The sequence below is a fragment of the Bacillus sp. MZGC1 genome, assembly GCF_002998605.1.
Lineage (GTDB): Bacteria > Bacillota > Bacilli > Bacillales > Bacillaceae > Bacillus.
On record NZ_PVRE01000004.1, the window covers coordinates 348,235 to 363,627 of the forward strand.

A 15,393-nucleotide genomic window follows, 5' to 3' on the forward strand; every position below is an offset into this window, starting at 1 on the left:
TTGAGTAAATGCTTGGATTACCAAGAGGGGAGGTTTTTTTAGTTCCTTGGTCTGTTGAATGGGTCAAAGAATTTGAAATGGAAAAGAAACGAATAGTAGAGGTTATCGGTCAGTACACAGTGAATGTCCACCATATTGGAAGTACAGCAGTAAAGGGTTTAAGTGCGAAGCCAATTATTGATATTGCAATTGAAATAGATGATTTTCTTGACGGAGAACAGTGCGTAACAGCTTTGGAAGGGCTAGGTTATTCATATAAAGGAACCAATGTTTTACCTGAAAGACACTATTTCAACAAAGGAGAACCACGTACACACCAAATCCATATGTATCAAACAGGCAATAGGTATTTACTCGAACAGTTAAATTTCAGGGATTATTTAAGAAGTAACGAACTAGTAAGAAGTGAATACGAGCAGCTCAAACTGAACCTATCAATTTTAAATAAAAATGAAAAACACAAATATGCAGAGGGGAAAACTGACTTTGTTCAGTCGATTTTAGAGAGAATTTAGAAAAGATTCTCTCTTTTGGTGATCAAACTAACTGATTTTATGCACAAGTGGACTCGCTACAAAGGGGAGCTTCTTCTTTTTAACCAAAATCAACATTATTCTTTAACATAGCTAAATTAACAAGGGTGAGGGATATGAAATTTGTTTATTCGTTTCATCATTAAACCCCCTGTCTTATTTGTGTCACTATAGCACGTTTGGTGCTCTTTTAAATCCTAAATTGCAATTATTTCCGATTCATGTTACAATAAGAATAATTATTTTTGTTCGGCGTAAAGGATAGCATGAAGAAAGACTTTTCGTCTTGAGGATACTTTGGGCAAGGATAGTATAATACATTGTGTGGTAAACGCACTAGGAGGCAACAAACATGGAACAAGGTACAGTAAAATGGTTTAACGCAGAAAAAGGTTTTGGATTTATCGAACGTGAAGAAGGCGACGATGTATTCGTACATTTCTCAGCTATCCAAGGTGACGGATTCAAATCTTTAGACGAAGGTCAAAAAGTAACATTTGACGTAGAGCAAGGTTCTCGTGGAGCTCAAGCTGCTAACGTTCAAAAAACTGCTTAATCTTCATTTTTAAAAACAGGTTCTCTGTAGAGAGCCTGTTTTTTTGTGTTTTCATTTATTTCTTCAATAAAAAACCCTACTCAGCGTACAAGTAGGGAGATGTTACAAGGTAATCGTAAAAAAATTCATGCTTCAAAGGTTTATCAACAGTATAGCATATTGGATTTACAATATGCGGAATTTGCCTAAATAAATTCTTTTTTCTTTCATAAGTTGAAGGGTGGATAGGTTCTTAGAGAACATGTAATCAAAAATGGTGAGGGGTGCCCAAAAGAGTGGCAGAGTTCTTAACAGAAACTTTTTATTTGCTTTTCTGTAATCCCTTTGATGACTTCTAATTCACTTAGCAAAAATTCATGGGCATCATCTAGCATTTTCTTTTCACTTGCATTTAGTGCTTTCTCTTTCTTCATACGCATCAGGTCACGTACAACTTCAGCACCGTCTTGGATGTTACCCGTTTTTATTTTGTTTGTATTAATTGTATGACGTTCTTTCCATGTCAGTATTTGATCTGATTTGCCATGCTGGAAAATGTGTATCACACTGTTTAATGCCAGTATATCTGTAACAGGTCTAATACGTGAACCCGACATTTTCCGTGTTGGAATCATCACTTTCATATGACTGATTGACATATTAATCACATAATACTGTTGTTTTTCATCAGAAAATTCTTTTTCTTCTATGGCTTCAATTATACCTGCTCCATGCATTGGATACACAATGTTATCACCAATTTGAAACATATCATCCACCTCCATATTAAGTACCTACTATAAGGGTACCACAAATCGATCCGAAATAATCAAATTTTTAATAATAACATGTTTATTTATTTTTTGTCAATAAATTTAGTTCTAAAAAAGAGAGATTATTTTGAAGAAATTTTGGGTGTGATTGTTTTTTTATTATCCATGATTTTTGAACATATCCTCTAGAATCCTCGCTATAAGAAAAACAGGATATCCACCATTAAAAAAGACCAGCCATTGAGCTAGTCTTTCAAAATAGAATCCGATCATAATGTCGAAATATCAATGACAAACCGATAACGCACATCACTTTTCAGCACACGTTCATACGCTTCATCAACTTGACTTGCGTTGATCACTTCAATTTGTGGTGCGATATTGTGAGCAGCTGCAAAATCGAGCATTTCTTGTGTTTCTTGTATGCCTCCAACGAGTGAACCGGCAATGCTGCGACGGCCAGTAATCAATGAAAAGACGTGGAATTGATCTGGCTCAGGTGGTGCACCGACGTTCACCAAGGTTCCATCCACACGAAGTAGGGACAAATAGGCGTCTATATTGATATTGGCAGAGACTGTGTTGAGAATGAGGTCATACTGACCGGCTAGTGTCTGAAAGGTATGAGGATCACTTGTAGCAAAATAATCCTTTGCACCAAATGACAGCGCCTCTTCTTTTTTATTCAAAGAGCGGCTCAATACCGTGACTTCAGCGCCAAGTGCACGGGCGAATTGAATGGCCACATGACCGAGTCCGCCCATCCCGACGATGGCAACTTTTTTACCTGGCCCTGCTTTCCAGTGCTTTAACGGTGAATAAGTTGTGATTCCAGCGCAGAGAAGAGGACTTGCGGCATCAAGGGATAGTTGATCTGGAATGCTGACGACAAAGCGCTCTGTCACGACAATCTTCTGACTATAGCCGCCGTAAGTCGGTTCCCCGTTATAATCGAGGTTATTATAAGTTTGGACGACCCCTTTCGTGCAATATTGCTCGTCTCCATTTTGGCAATATTCACAGGTGCCGCAGGAATCAACAAAGCAGCCAACACCTACACGGTCTCCGATCTGAAATTTCGTCACATCATCACCAACAGCGGCAACGACTCCAGTAATCTCATGACCCGGAACCATTGGGAAAATACCGCCGCCCCATTCATCAAAGGCACTGTGGATATCTGAATGACAGATCCCGCTAAATTGAATATCGATTAAAATATCATGTGGACGAAGCGCTCTTCGTTCAATGGTTGTCCGTTCAAAGCTCGCTTTTGCATGTGAAACACTTAAAACGTTTGAGTGGTGCGTCTGACACATTCTTGATCATCCTTTCAAGTAAGATTCTTTACTTCTATACTGTACGTCTTAAAGTGAACTCTAAGTCAATAGAGAACCCTCTTCAAGCTTTTCAACATCCTTAAATAAAGAATTGAGCCAAAAGCATCTTGCGTTCTCTATCAAATTGGAGATGATGAGAATAAGGAATTTCATAAGGTAAGAGAAGAAGAGAAGGGTGAAAACAATGAAAATAGCACAAGCCGCAAAGCAGCTCGATTTATCTACTGCTACGCTCAGATACTACGAGAATATTGGTTTAATTCGACCGATCCGGCGTGATGGAAACGGAGTTCGTGATTATGCTGAAGAGGATATTCAATGGATTGAATTTATCAGATGTATGAGAAATGCCGGTCTCTCAATTGATGCACTTCGAGAATATACGGCTTTATTTATCGAGGGCGAGGATCGTACCCTGTCCTCGCGGAAAAGTATTTTGGTCAATGAGAGAGAAAGACTTGTAGAAAAACAAAAGGAAATCGAAGAGACGATTAAGCGGTTAGATTACAAGATAGAAAGTTATGAAGATATTATCCACAGCTATGAACAAAAGCTGGTTCATCAACTAAAAACCAGCTCAATTTAAATGAAGAAAAACCTGTGACTTTTCACAGGTTTTGTGATGTGGTTATCTTTTTGTGTAACGCACCCAGTTATAATGTGCGTGGAGCGGTGTAACACCGTTATAGGAGCCGAGCCATTCATCGACACCTGCACCATTCCAGAGGTTCATCATAATCTTTCCTGGAGTTTGAGGGATTTGAGTAGTGGCAGTATGTTTTAATTGTCCATCTACATACCATTTAATCGAGTTAGGCTGCCAGTCAAATGCATACGTGTGGTAAGAGTTTGCTGCATCAAAACCAAGGTTGACGATCTTTTCATGATTTCCTACACCATTGGTATAGTAATTAAACTGAACCTTTGTCGTATCTTTTCCAAGAAATTCGATGTCAATTTCATCCCAAGGCGTACCATCAGTCGGTCCCGTATAAGTAAAGAACGAAGACACGATCCCGACATTTTTGGCTGGTTTCATGCTGACTTCATATAGACCGTAGCCATATGTTTGAGTGGAGCGGTTTTCTCCGCAGTCAAACTTATTATAGGAGGGACTTGTGAGCGATAATCGCATTTCACCTAATGACGTCATGGAGACATTATTTGCACGCCACGTACAGTTAAACATGTTTCCATTCGAGTACCCATCGGCTTTTTGCCATAACCCCGTATTATAGTTGTTAAAAGGCTCGTAAAACGACCCGCCTGTTTGTGCCGAGGCACCCGCAGTAAATGTGGACAAACTCAAGACTAATCCAGTGACAAGCAGCATCAACATTCGTTTCAAACGGTAAGACATGTAGGCATTCCCCTCTCCCTTTTTGAAAGCGTTTTCTTAATTGATCATACATGATTCTCTCAAAATGGAAAATCGGTCTAATATATGATATTAAAGAGGATTTTTTGCTAGATTCTTCTCTTATTTCATAGGAAGTTACTAAAGAAAATGGTATAAACAGCAAAAGATCATCAAAAACTCATTCGTTAAAATTGAGTTTTTGATCTTTTCATGCCATTTAATAAAGAATGATTGACAAAGCGGACAGTTGTCCGTAAGATAATATCGGGACAATTGTCCTAATGAGAATCAAAAGAGATGAGATTTAACACATAGAGATAAGTGCAATATGGATGAAGGTAAAGAAGGTGAGGCATCATGGAAAAGGATATTGGAAAGGAAATTGAAGAGGTCGCTTTTTCTTTGTTTCAGGAATTTGGCGTGGAAAATGTCAGCATGCATAAAATTGCCAAAACGGCTGGTGTTGGGCAGGGCACTCTTTACCGCCGCTATGCCAATAAAAGTGATTTGTGCCTTTCTATCCTTGGAGAAAGATTTGAACAGCTGATCCCTGCTTTGCATCTTTACTTGAGCAAAATCAGTGACCAGCCGGTTCGTGAACGTTTGCGTTATGTGCTCGAAGAAATTCATCTCATCGTCGGTCATCATTTAGACTGGATTCGGATGCTTACAATCTCTGGAAATTTAGAGCAGACAAGTAAAGTGTATGATTGTCATTACAGTCAATCGCTTAAACAAATCATTCGTGATTTGCTGGAGGAAGCAGAAGAAAAAGGGGAAGCGAACATACAGGATATTGAGCTGACGACATTATGTATGTCCTCTCCGATGACGCCTGAACTGATGTTTTATATTTGTGAATCTGGTTATTCAATCGAAAAAATCGCTCAATTCGCTGCAGAGAAACAGATTTTATCTGTTTTCAATAGACATTGAAGTGGCTCATTTCTGACCAGCCTGACTTCCTATGATTGATCTAAATTGAAAAAGAAAAGGAGCCAACCTACTATGAACAAACAGCAAGCAGCAGCTTCTCATATTCGAACGCTGCCCATTATTATCTCATTTATCACAGCTGGTTTTATTGGCCTGTTCAGTGAAACGGCACTAAATATGGCGCTGAGAAGCTTAACGTTAGACTTTGGTATTGAAGCAACGACAGCTCAGTGGCTGACAACAGGATATTTATTAACACTTGGTATTCTCGTACCAATTTCAGGACTCATTCTTCAATGGTTTACAACAAGACAGCTTTTCATTACGTCGCTCATCTTTTCGATCATTGGAACATTTATTGCGGCGGTTGCGCCAGTCTTTAGTATTTTAATGGTGGCACGTGTCGTACAGGCAGTCGGTACAGCATTGCTTCTTCCATTGATGTTCAATACGATTTTGGTGATCATCCCGCCTCATAAACGAGGCAGATCAATGGGGATTATAGGTCTTGTGATCATGTTTGCACCAGCTGTTGGTCCAACAGTCTCTGGTCTTATTTTGAAATCGCTGACTTGGCATTGGATTTTCTGGATTTCACTTCCGTTATTAATAGCTGCACTCGTCTTTGGTTTTATCTTTATGCAAAATATTACGGAGCCAACAAGACCAAAAATCGACATTTTATCGATTGTGCTTTCAACCATTGGTTTCGGAGGAATTGTGTATGGCTTTAGCAGTGCCGGTGAAGGCGGCGGCTGGAGCAGTATGCATGTTATCGTTGCAATTGTAGTAGGTGTCATTGGGATTCTTGTATTCTCTCTCAGACAGTTGAATATGAAGGAACCGATGTTGAACTTAAGTCCGTTTAAATATCCGATGTTTGTCATTGGGTTACTGCTGATCTTAGTGTGTATGATGGTGATGCTGTCTGCTATGATGATTTTGCCATTGTATCTGCAAACATCCTTGGCACTAACGACATTTACAGCAGGTTTAATGCTATTGCCTGGTGGAATTATCAACGGTCTGCTATCTCCAATCATGGGTGGGCTATTTGATAAGTTTGGACCAAAATGGCTTGTGATTCCAGGGCTTGTCATTGTCGCAGCGACGATGTTTGGCTTCACGAATTTAAGTGTGAATACATCGATTGGATACATTGTGACCCTTCATATTACGTTAATGGTCGGAATCGCGATGATCATGATGCCTGCACAAACAAATGGATTAAATCAGCTGCCGCCAGAGCTATATCCGCATGGTACAGCGATTATGAATACATTGCAGCAGGTGTCAGGAGCTATTGGTACTGCGGTCGGTATTTCGATCCTTTCATCAGGGACCCGCAGCTTTATGGAAAATGTGGCTGATCCCGCAAATCCGATGAACCAGCTGCTCGCCTTTACAAATGGCGTCCAGCATGCATTTATCTTTGCTGTGATCATGACCGTCATTGGTTTGATCATCGCTTTCTTCATTAAACGAGTGAAAGTAGAACAGCAAGTTTCATAAAATAGATGAAAAGCACTGAGGACCTAGCGCCGCAGTGCTTTTTTGATTTGCCCAATGCTTGTTTCAAAGAGAGCGAAAATGGGGAGATAGATAAAAAGTGAACCAATGAGAATGTGCTGCTGATTCAGTAGAAGGAAAAGAGGAAAAAGGAACGAATGAGTTAGAAGAAATGAATAAGATAGGAGACTGAGATCATGAACTTAGAAGAACAAATCAAAATCGCTGCGTCATTACGTCAACCAGCTGAAGGTTCATTACCGAGTCAATCGGAACTAAAACCAGTCCATCCTCCTGAAGTAAACAAAATGGAATATGACATTCCAACAAGTGCTGGCGAAACAAAGGTATGGGTATTTAAGCCGGTCAACACATCAAAGCAGCCGCTTCCTGTTTTTGTGAATTTACATGGCGGAGGATTTATCCTAGGCAGTGCTGAAATGGATAACCACTGGTGTCCGGTCATTGCAGACCGAGCGCAATGTATCGTCGTCAATGTGGAGTATCAGCTTGCCCCAGAGCACCCTTTCCCGGCCGCTCTTCATGAATGCTACGATGTGCTGAAGTGGCTGTATGAACACCCTGATGAGCTTCAAATAGATCCCAAAGCAATAGCCATTGGCGGACATAGCGCAGGAGGAAACTTGGCAACGGCTGCTTGTCTCTTAAATATTCAAAAAGGGAACAAACTCCCGATTGTCTATCAAGTGCTTGATTATCCGCCGCTTGATTTAGCCACTGATCCAGCACAAAAACCAGCGTTTGAAGAAGCGATCCCAGTTGAAATGGCGAGACTCTTTAATGCCTTCTATCTGCAAGGCCAAGATCCGCACAATCCGCTCGTTTCTCCGATCTTTGCCGATCGTTCATCCTTGGCACAAATGCCACCAGCTCTCGTTATCACAGCTGAAAGAGATTCGCTAGCTCAAGAAGCCGAACAATATGCGGAGAAGTTAAAAGAAGCAGGGGTAGATGTCACGTACAGACAGTTTAAAGGAGTCCCTCACGCCTTCACGCATGCCGGAGATTTAGCAATAGCTGAAGAGGCTTGGCATCTGATGAGTGATCAATTGAAGAAGGCATTTGAATAAGATAAGAACAGTGATGTAAAAGCACAGAACCCAGCGGGTCTGTGCTTTTATTGTTGTTAAGTGAATGAAAAAGATCAGATATCTGCCTTCATTGTCGATATAATAGAAAGAATAGAAGAGGACTTAAAAAAGGAGCGAATCTAATGGAAAAAGAGAAACTACAGGCATTTTGTCTTTCTTTAAAAGGAGTAACCCATGATTATCAGCCAGAATGGCATGCAGATCGTTATCATATTGGTGGAAAGATGTTTGCTATGATGGGCGGAGATGCGAATCGAAAACCTGTCATCACTTTAAAATGTGACCCTCAACGAGCTGAAGAACTAAGAGAGGCGCATGAGGGGATTATTCCGGGCTATTATATGAATAAGACTCATTGGAATTCGATTTACCTTGATGCGGACATTCCATCTTCATTTGTAGAGGAGTTAATCGAACATTCCTACCAATTGGTTTTTCACAAATTAACAAAAAAATCTCAACATGACATCCTCCAACATGATGAATGAAGTGAGACAAGTTAATAAACCGTGTGATTCTCTTCAAAATTGACTAGAGCGAAGTGCTGTCGTTATAATTTAACCAGTTAGAAGACGTTAATAGGGGGATATAATTGAGCTATACAGTCATTACAGGAGCAAGTTCAGGTATTGGGTATGAGGCGGCGCTAGCCTTTGCAGCACGAGGCAAAAACCTTATTTTAGCTGCACGCCGGCTCGAGAAACTCCAAGAACTGAAGAAAGAGATTCTTGATCAATATCCCGAGATCAAAGTAAACATACAGTCTGTCGATTTAACCGACATGGAGCAAGTGTATTCATTTTATGAATCGTTGGCTGAATATGAGCTTGACACCTTCATTAATAATGCAGGGTTTGGCCATTTCGGTTCAATAGGAGAACAGGATGTAAGTAAAATTGGGGATATGCTTCATCTGAATATCGAAGCCTTAACGATTTTATCCACTTTATTTGTTCGTGATTATGAGCAAGTAGAAGGGGCTCAGCTGATCAACATTTCTTCAAGAGCGGGCTATACAGTCGTCGGCAATGCCGTCACCTATTCAGCCACGAAGTTTTACGTGAGTGCCTTTACAGAAGGACTGGCACTAGAGTTGAAAGAAAAAGGAGCTAACTTACAGGCAAAAGTATTAGCGCCTTCCGCGACAGAATCAGAATTTGCAAAGCGTTCATTAGATGTAGACCAATTTGAATATGAAGGCAATATCAAGAAATATCATACATCAAAAGAAATGGCAGCTTGTCTGCTCGAGCTTTATGATCATGAAAAAACAGTCGGTATTGTTGACGGCAAGACATTCGACTTTGAATTGAAAGACCCGATTTTTACACATGCTGGTCCAAGTATGAAATAGAAATGACACATCACTGAGGGCAGATTTCCTCGGTGATTTTTTTATGGCATGATTGACTGTGTGGTAACCACATGGTTTAGAATGTGTACACAAGGAGGGAATCTAGTGACGTATGTAACAAGTGGAGAAGTATGTAAGCTATTAAACATCACAAAGTATACGCTTCGTCATTATATAGAACAGGATCTCGTACGTCCTGCGAAGATCGCTCAAAATGGATACCAATTATTTGATGAAAAAGAGATTTACACCCTTTATCAAATCCTCTTCTTAAAAAAGGCGGGCTTCTCTTTTTGAATGAACAAAGTATCACTCTGTCCTACCAAGAAATGCTGGATCAGGTCGAGAAGCAAATACAGGAACTAAGCGAAGTGAAACAGCGTCTGGAGCATATGCTGTCGATTCAAAACAGCCTTCAGCTTAATAAAACAACCATCCAAGATCGGCCAATTCGGTATTTAAAACAGATCCCGCATCATCTTCTAAAGGGTGAAACAGAGCTGGACTTTAAACAAATCGTTCATCAAAAGGAGCTGGATCTGTCTCTTTTTGAGGAGAGATATTATGTGATCAATCTGCAAGATGACACAACAATTTCTTATTATGTATCAAATGAACGTGATTATGATGTGAGACTGGATGCAGGTTCTTACGCGGTCAAAAGCTTTTTAGCTGGAGATGAAGAGAAGGTCATTGAAGAAATTGAGGCTTTTCTACATGAAGTACCTTTTACACAAGAGAGTGCACAACCTTCTTCTATCATCTTATATGAGAATGTACCAGTCTCTGTCACGTACCAAAATTCAATGGTGTACACAGTTGAACAAGGAGCGGGGAATAGAAGATGAAAAAAAGGATTTGGCTGATCATCGCAGCAGCAGTACTCATTTTCATCGCAGCATTTGTAGTTTATGAAAACAGCTTTGCTATGAATGAAAAGGAAGTCGTCATGGAGACTGAAAATGGGACATTATCAGGTATCGTGACCACGCCTAAGAAAGCGCCAATCAAAGGAGTTGTGCTTTTTGTACACGGGGATGGTCCTCAAAATGCCACATATGACGGAGGATACAGACCCTTAATGGAACGCTTTGCAAAGCAAGGCTATGCATCTATATCATGGGATAAGCCCGGGGTGGGTCAATCAGAAGGAAACTGGCTCCATCAATCCATGGAGGATCGTGCAAAAGAAGTAGACAATGTGATCAAATGGGCGAAAAAAGAGCCTGATCTTCAATCAAAACAAATCATCTTATGGGGAGCAAGCCAAGCAGGCTGGGTGATCCCAAAAGTAATGGCTGATCGAACAGATATCACAGCCTCCATTCTTGTCGGGCCTGCTGTCAATTGGATGAGACAGGGAAGGTACTATACACTTCAAACATTAAAAGAAGCGGATGCATCTAAAGAACAAATTCAAAAAACACTCAAAAAAGAAGATGAGCAAAACAAATTATTAGTAGAAGGCGCAGCATTTCGCACATATCAAAAGAAAACGGACGATCAAGAGATGACAAAAGATCGATTTGAATTCATTCAAAAGAACATGAAAGCCGATGCCACTTCAGATATCAAGTGCATCCAATCACCGACCTATTTGGTTTTGGCGCAGAATGACCGAAATGTAGATTCTGCTGAAACAAAAAGGATCTACGAAAAAGAAGTAGCACCTAAATGGTTGCATGTTCAAACAATTAGAGGCGTAGAGCATTCAATGCTGAATCCGCTCATTCATCATTCAAATACCCTGGTCACATTAGCAGCGATCGCCGCACCGAAAGACTTCCTGCTTAGCCAAGCGTACTTGGATCACTGTGAAAACATACTAGAGCAGCTAAAAACACCTTTGCATTAGGTGTTTTTTTCATGCGTTCTTTGATAAAACAAAGAATCAAAGATCCAGTAGATGAGACTGCTCATGATGACGATAGGCACAGATGCCGAGCTCCCAATACCATCAATGACAAAAAGCATGACAACCATTGAAATCAGTAAATAAGCGGCTAAATAAAGAGGATGGAAAGCCTTTGGCTGCAAAGAAAACAACAACTGCAAAGGAACCGCAAAAACGAAATAATAAACAAAAAAGATGGGAATGTAAAATACCAGAAACGCAGGCTCTCCCTGAATCGGTGGATAGAAGCATACGAACAGACTGAGTAAAATCGAACTAAGGAATGGTGTTATTAGGATTTTGTGAAATGATTGAAGCATTTGCAATACGTATACTCCTTTTTTGTAAAATTTACTATATTTTATCATAAATTGATGATCTAGTATTGTTTACTTTTATTGATTGAACAACCTCAATATCTCCTCTTTTAAAAGTAAAGTTAGGTATTTAGAAGTAAATAAATGATTGTGATAATGACCATTTTTCCTTTATTTGGTTCTGTATCTTTCGCCTCATGCCGATGAATGAAGGAATGGTATAAAGTAAACCCTATAGAAAGAGATCTAGCTTTGAATCCATCACATTTAAGAAGAGAGATGATCGAATGAACGTAACAAAATGGTTAGGTGCTGTCCTTCTTTCTGTTTTATTACTGTCGACAGCAGCTTGTGCCAATACAAGTACCCAAGAGAAAAATCAAAGCGAAAAAGAAAGCGCAACTAATCAATCAAAGGACAAAACGACAGCCGTAGAAACAGGGAATAAGTCCTTATCTAATATTAAGGTATTAGCGACAGGCGGGACGATTGCTGGCAGTTCGGACAGTGATACAGATACGACAGGATATAAATCCGGTTCACTTGGCATCGATAAAGTCATTGCTTCAGTTCCTCAGCTAAAGGATATTGCAAACGTTACCGGTGAGCAGGTAGCGAATGTTGGCAGTGAAAATGTTGATAATGCCCTTCTTTTAAAATTAGCCAAACGAGTGAATCAACTCTTAAATGATGATCAGGTGGATGGCATAGTCATCACGCATGGAACAGACACACTTGAAGAAACAGCTTACTTTCTACATCTGGTTGTCAAAAGTGATAAGCCAGTTGTGGTCGTTGGCTCAATGAGACCAGCGTCTGCTATCAGTGCGGATGGTCCGCTGAACTTGTATCATGCTGTCAAAATTGCCTCTATAAAAGAAGCAAAGGGCAAAGGTGTCATGGTCACGTTAAATGACCGAATTGCATCAGCTCGATTTATTTCAAAGACAAACACGACCACAACCGATTCCTTCAAGTCTCTTGAGCATGGCTACATTGGAGAAATTGCTGGTGAAGTGGTTTCCTTCTATAACGAATCAACAAGAAAACATACGACTGAAAGTGAATTTGATGTATCAAAAATAAAAGAATTACCGCAAGTTGATATTTTATACGGCTATCAAAATGATCATAAATACATGTATGATGCAGCAGTAAAAGCAGGAGCGAAAGGCATTGTCGTTGCCGCAGCAGGAAATGGAACGATGTCAACAGAAGCCATCAAAGGGGCAACAGATGCAGTGAAGAAAGATGTGGTCCTCGTGAGATCAAGCCGTGCGGGAAATGGAATTGTGACCCACGAAAAAATGGATGATGAACATCACTTTGTGTCATCGGATTCATTAAATCCACAAAAAGCACGCATTCTGCTTATGCTCGCTCTAACGAAGACAAAAGATCCAGATAAAGTACAGACATATTATGAAAAATATTAATGAAGAAAGGGACCCGAAGTTTCGGGTCTTTTTTTATGCATGTTCCTGATGATACTTTTCAGCACGTGTTTTTAAAGAGAGTAAAATATCTCGCCATATATCGTCTACATCTGTAAGAAAATGTCCCGCTTGATCTATATAATAGGTTTTGACGTTTGGAATCGTTGGAGCCATTTTTTCTATTTCTACAAATGGAGCCATTGTATCCTCTTTTCCATGCCATACATCAACAGGGATTTGTATATCTTTCATATCGAATGCCCATGGCTGCGAGAGCAAATATGGTTCATGAATACATTCATCCACCGATTGACGAGTGGCTTCGTGTAAATGCATCATCATCATCTCTAACTGCTCATCGGTTTGAAGGAATTGACGGTCCCATGGATGTAAATGTTTGTTCCCATTTTTGGCCAGCTTCTTAAATTTCTCTGGTTTTTTCTCAATCATTTTTTTCTGGGAACGATAGCTTGCTTTCAATAGCCAAGGGAACTTCTTACTGAGGAAAAAAGCCAATTTGTTCTCTTTCAGCATACTTTTAGGCGGTTTTCCGTCCTGAAAAGGAGTTGTACTTGAGATCAAAGCGGCTGAAAGGACTCGATTCGGCAATTGGTAGGCACAGCCAGCAGCGAATGCGCCGCCTCCAGATACACCCATCACTGAAAAATGGTGAATGCCTAGATGATCTGCTACTTCCAGCACGTCTTTTGCCCAGTCTAAAATCGTACGGTCAGGTTGAGGGGTAGATAAACCAAATCCAGGTCTGTCTAGACAGATGAGGCGAACACCGAGCTCTTTAGAGATTGGGTCATCATCTAAAAACATGACTCTTGATCCAGGTGTTCCGTGAAAAAAGAATACTGGAAACCCTTCAAGATCACCGTATTCACACAAACCAATATGACGTCCATCTTGTAAATGAATCCTACCCATATTTTCATCCCCTTAATAGTTTATCTAGCTTAAATGTTGATGAGAGAAACACCGAATTAAGGCGCTTCTTTTGCAATCTGATAGATTTTTTCGTATAGAGATAATAATGTTTTTAAATCTTCTTTTGGAAGCCTTGCATAGTATTTTTGAATAAGGTGCAATTGAATTTCTTCCGTATTCTTGTGATAGTCATGACCCTTTTGAGCAAAATCAACAATGATTTCTCTTCGGTTATGTGGATTAATTTCTCGTTTGACATAGCCAAGCTGCTCAAGCTTTGATACAAGCTGGCTAGCGGCACTTGCCGAAATTGAAAAGTAATCAGCTAGTTCGTTGATTGTTCTCGTTTTTGTCCGTAATAATTCAAGTGTCAGCTCTTGTTTGGCTGATAAATCTGCATACTCATGTTTTAAAAATCGTTGATACTCTTCTACATAGATAGAGCCTAGTGCATTTGAGTATTCAATGATTTTTTTACCGTAATGAATGATTTCCTCATCCAATGACATCACCTCTATTCTATTATAGGCAATCCTTATTGTTAAGTGAAGTTAAATATTAAGAATTATTAAATGATGAGAGGGCATAAATGACTGTATTGTTTGTTTTCACATGATTCACTCCTTATGAATTCGATGACTTTTTCATTGTATTTTGAAAAAGATCCATTTATAATAAAAAAAATAAACCAACTGGTCGGTTTTGATTTGTCCTTGCAAAGAAAAGCAAGGTAGAAGGGATTGTGAAAGATGACAAGTACACAAAGCGGGGCTGGAAAGAGCGAGAAGACGAAGCAAAAAATCGTCACCGCTTCTCGTGATTTATTTGCGAAAAAAGGATATTCAGAAACATCCGTGCGGGATATTCTAGAGGCTGCTGAGGTTAGTAAAGGCAATCTCTATCACCATTTTAAAGGAAAAGAGTTCTTGTTCCTTCATATCATGGAAGAGGATCACCGTTTGATGATGGAGACGTGGCATCAGGAGAAACAAACGATGCACCGGGCCATTGATAAGCTCGCCGGATTTGCAGAGCTGCTCAGTCAAATGGGGATTAACTACCCATTAATGAGAGCGAGTGAGGAATTCTGTGCAAGTGCCTTTACATCAGACGAGGTCATGGAACGGCTGAACAAGATTGATGCCGATTTTGATGATGTGATGAGAGACATCTTACTTGAAGGAAACGAAGATGGCAGCTGGTCAATTCAGCATGTGGAGTCAAAAGTGAAAATATTACTTTCCGTTTTTTACGGATTAGACGTGTTATATAAAAGTGACACCATCCAACAGAAGAAAGAGTTACAAAAAGAGGCGATCTCATTGTTTATTCACGGAATCAACCATCATGAGTAACAAGTG

General features: G+C 39.9%; 19 protein-coding genes. 13 read left to right on the forward strand and 6 right to left on the reverse strand.

What is annotated here, in order from left to right; translation table 11 throughout:
* Positions 1–8 precede the first annotated feature (8 nt).
* Both C6Y06_RS14875 and C6Y06_RS14880 read left to right on the forward strand, forming a co-directional pair.
* Positions 9–515 (forward strand): GrpB family protein, encoded by a 507-nt coding sequence (locus C6Y06_RS14875; protein WP_066031278.1) that lies wholly within the window; start codon positions 9–11, stop codon positions 513–515.
* 370 nt (positions 516–885) lie between these two features.
* Positions 886–1,089, forward strand: coding sequence for a cold-shock protein (locus tag C6Y06_RS14880; RefSeq protein ID WP_003214229.1), 204 nt, complete (start codon positions 886–888; stop codon positions 1,087–1,089).
* A gap of 287 nt (positions 1,090–1,376) precedes the next feature.
* Here the strand turns inward: C6Y06_RS14880 and C6Y06_RS14885 are convergent, their stop codons facing one another.
* Both C6Y06_RS14885 and C6Y06_RS14890 read right to left on the reverse strand, forming a co-directional pair.
* Positions 1,377–1,838 (reverse strand): CarD family transcriptional regulator, encoded by a 462-nt coding sequence (locus C6Y06_RS14885; RefSeq protein WP_106037132.1) that lies wholly within the window; start codon positions 1,836–1,838, stop codon positions 1,377–1,379.
* A 272-nt stretch (positions 1,839–2,110) separates the two neighbouring features.
* Positions 2,111–3,160 (reverse strand): NAD(P)-dependent alcohol dehydrogenase, encoded by a 1,050-nt coding sequence (locus tag C6Y06_RS14890; protein WP_106037133.1) that lies wholly within the window; start codon positions 3,158–3,160, stop codon positions 2,111–2,113.
* 205 nt (positions 3,161–3,365) lie between these two features.
* On the opposite strand from C6Y06_RS14890, the gene C6Y06_RS14895 reads away from it, so the two are divergent.
* Positions 3,366–3,767 (forward strand): MerR family transcriptional regulator, encoded by a 402-nt coding sequence (locus tag C6Y06_RS14895; RefSeq protein ID WP_106037134.1) that lies wholly within the window; start codon positions 3,366–3,368, stop codon positions 3,765–3,767.
* A gap of 42 nt (positions 3,768–3,809) precedes the next feature.
* Here the strand turns inward: C6Y06_RS14895 and bglS are convergent, their stop codons facing one another.
* A complete protein-coding gene (gene bglS / locus C6Y06_RS14900; protein WP_060595606.1) occupies positions 3,810–4,541 on the reverse strand; it encodes a beta-glucanase in 732 nt (243 codons plus the stop codon).
* A gap of 357 nt (positions 4,542–4,898) precedes the next feature.
* On the opposite strand from bglS, the gene C6Y06_RS14905 reads away from it, so the two are divergent.
* The 8 genes from C6Y06_RS14905 to C6Y06_RS14940 all read left to right on the forward strand — a co-directional run bounded on the left by C6Y06_RS14905 (position 4,899) and on the right by C6Y06_RS14940 (position 11,307).
* Complete coding sequence (locus C6Y06_RS14905) at positions 4,899–5,477, forward strand: TetR/AcrR family transcriptional regulator (RefSeq protein ID WP_034666049.1); 579 nt, start codon at positions 4,899–4,901, stop codon at positions 5,475–5,477.
* Positions 5,478–5,549: 72 nt separating this feature from the next.
* Positions 5,550–6,989, forward strand: coding sequence for a DHA2 family efflux MFS transporter permease subunit (locus C6Y06_RS14910; protein ID WP_034666046.1), 1,440 nt, complete (start codon positions 5,550–5,552; stop codon positions 6,987–6,989).
* A gap of 194 nt (positions 6,990–7,183) precedes the next feature.
* Positions 7,184–8,077 (forward strand): alpha/beta hydrolase, encoded by an 894-nt coding sequence (locus C6Y06_RS14915; protein WP_106037135.1) that lies wholly within the window; start codon positions 7,184–7,186, stop codon positions 8,075–8,077.
* 143 nt (positions 8,078–8,220) lie between these two features.
* On the forward strand, positions 8,221–8,586 hold the full coding sequence (locus C6Y06_RS14920; RefSeq protein ID WP_060595608.1) for an MmcQ/YjbR family DNA-binding protein: 366 nt from the start codon (positions 8,221–8,223) through the stop codon (positions 8,584–8,586).
* 104 nt (positions 8,587–8,690) lie between these two features.
* Positions 8,691–9,452, forward strand: coding sequence for an SDR family NAD(P)-dependent oxidoreductase (locus C6Y06_RS14925; RefSeq protein ID WP_060595609.1), 762 nt, complete (start codon positions 8,691–8,693; stop codon positions 9,450–9,452).
* 105 nt (positions 9,453–9,557) lie between these two features.
* The gene (locus C6Y06_RS14930; protein ID WP_189288372.1) at positions 9,558–9,749 is read left to right on the forward strand and encodes a MerR family transcriptional regulator; all 192 of its coding nucleotides are present in this window, start codon (positions 9,558–9,560) and stop codon (positions 9,747–9,749) included.
* Positions 9,746–10,300, forward strand: coding sequence for a hypothetical protein (locus C6Y06_RS14935; RefSeq protein WP_106037137.1), 555 nt, complete (start codon positions 9,746–9,748; stop codon positions 10,298–10,300). Before C6Y06_RS14930 ends, C6Y06_RS14935 begins: the two co-directional genes overlap by 4 nt.
* Positions 10,297–11,307, forward strand: coding sequence for an alpha/beta hydrolase family protein (locus C6Y06_RS14940; protein WP_060595611.1), 1,011 nt, complete (start codon positions 10,297–10,299; stop codon positions 11,305–11,307). Before C6Y06_RS14935 ends, C6Y06_RS14940 begins: the two co-directional genes overlap by 4 nt.
* Here C6Y06_RS14940 and C6Y06_RS14945 read toward each other — a convergent pair.
* Positions 11,304–11,666 (reverse strand): UPF0715 family protein, encoded by a 363-nt coding sequence (locus tag C6Y06_RS14945; RefSeq protein ID WP_223251461.1) that lies wholly within the window; start codon positions 11,664–11,666, stop codon positions 11,304–11,306. The genes C6Y06_RS14940 and C6Y06_RS14945 overlap by 4 nt on opposite strands.
* Before the next feature lie 284 nt (positions 11,667–11,950).
* On the opposite strand from C6Y06_RS14945, the gene C6Y06_RS14950 reads away from it, so the two are divergent.
* Positions 11,951–13,099 (forward strand): type II asparaginase, encoded by a 1,149-nt coding sequence (locus C6Y06_RS14950; RefSeq protein WP_106037139.1) that lies wholly within the window; start codon positions 11,951–11,953, stop codon positions 13,097–13,099.
* A 33-nt stretch (positions 13,100–13,132) separates the two neighbouring features.
* Here the strand turns inward: C6Y06_RS14950 and C6Y06_RS14955 are convergent, their stop codons facing one another.
* A complete protein-coding gene (locus C6Y06_RS14955) occupies positions 13,133–14,032 on the reverse strand; it encodes an alpha/beta fold hydrolase (protein ID WP_106037140.1) in 900 nt (299 codons plus the stop codon).
* Between the two features lie 56 nt (positions 14,033–14,088).
* Positions 14,089–14,541 carry a MarR family winged helix-turn-helix transcriptional regulator gene (locus C6Y06_RS14960; protein WP_060595615.1) on the reverse strand — a complete coding sequence of 151 codons (453 nt, stop codon included), beginning with the start codon at positions 14,539–14,541 and terminating at the stop codon, positions 14,089–14,091.
* A gap of 240 nt (positions 14,542–14,781) precedes the next feature.
* On the opposite strand from C6Y06_RS14960, the gene C6Y06_RS14965 reads away from it, so the two are divergent.
* Positions 14,782–15,387: a TetR/AcrR family transcriptional regulator gene (locus tag C6Y06_RS14965; protein ID WP_060595616.1), complete on the forward strand. Its 606-nt coding sequence runs from the start codon at positions 14,782–14,784 to the stop codon at positions 15,385–15,387.
* Positions 15,388–15,393: the final 6 nt, after the last annotated feature.

Excerpts from the sequence above, each read along its gene's own strand:
- C6Y06_RS14950 (WP_106037139.1), top strand. The coding sequence starts at position 11,951 with ATGAACGTAACAAAATGGTTAGGTGCTGTCCTTCTTTCTGTTTTATTA.
- C6Y06_RS14915 (WP_106037135.1), top strand. The coding sequence starts at position 7,184 with ATGAACTTAGAAGAACAAATCAAAATCGCTGCGTCATTACGTCAACCA.
- C6Y06_RS14895 (WP_106037134.1), top strand. The coding sequence starts at position 3,366 with ATGAAAATAGCACAAGCCGCAAAGCAGCTCGATTTATCTACTGCTACG.
- C6Y06_RS14905 (WP_034666049.1), top strand. The coding sequence starts at position 4,899 with ATGGAAAAGGATATTGGAAAGGAAATTGAAGAGGTCGCTTTTTCTTTG.
- C6Y06_RS14885 (WP_106037132.1), bottom strand. The coding sequence starts at position 1,838 with ATGTTTCAAATTGGTGATAACATTGTGTATCCAATGCATGGAGCAGGT.
- C6Y06_RS14880 (WP_003214229.1), top strand. The coding sequence starts at position 886 with ATGGAACAAGGTACAGTAAAATGGTTTAACGCAGAAAAAGGTTTTGGA.
- C6Y06_RS14910 (WP_034666046.1), top strand. The coding sequence starts at position 5,550 with ATGAACAAACAGCAAGCAGCAGCTTCTCATATTCGAACGCTGCCCATT.
- C6Y06_RS14940 (WP_060595611.1), top strand. The coding sequence starts at position 10,297 with ATGAAAAAAAGGATTTGGCTGATCATCGCAGCAGCAGTACTCATTTTC.
- C6Y06_RS14955 (WP_106037140.1), bottom strand. The coding sequence starts at position 14,032 with ATGGGTAGGATTCATTTACAAGATGGACGTCATATTGGTTTGTGTGAA.
- C6Y06_RS14960 (WP_060595615.1), bottom strand. The coding sequence starts at position 14,541 with ATGTCATTGGATGAGGAAATCATTCATTACGGTAAAAAAATCATTGAA.
- C6Y06_RS14965 (WP_060595616.1), top strand. The coding sequence starts at position 14,782 with ATGACAAGTACACAAAGCGGGGCTGGAAAGAGCGAGAAGACGAAGCAA.
- C6Y06_RS14875 (WP_066031278.1), top strand. The coding sequence starts at position 9 with ATGCTTGGATTACCAAGAGGGGAGGTTTTTTTAGTTCCTTGGTCTGTT.
- C6Y06_RS14920 (WP_060595608.1), top strand. The coding sequence starts at position 8,221 with ATGGAAAAAGAGAAACTACAGGCATTTTGTCTTTCTTTAAAAGGAGTA.
- bglS (WP_060595606.1), bottom strand. The coding sequence starts at position 4,541 with ATGTCTTACCGTTTGAAACGAATGTTGATGCTGCTTGTCACTGGATTA.
- C6Y06_RS14945 (WP_223251461.1), bottom strand. The coding sequence starts at position 11,666 with ATGCTTCAATCATTTCACAAAATCCTAATAACACCATTCCTTAGTTCG.
- C6Y06_RS14890 (WP_106037133.1), bottom strand. The coding sequence starts at position 3,160 with ATGTGTCAGACGCACCACTCAAACGTTTTAAGTGTTTCACATGCAAAA.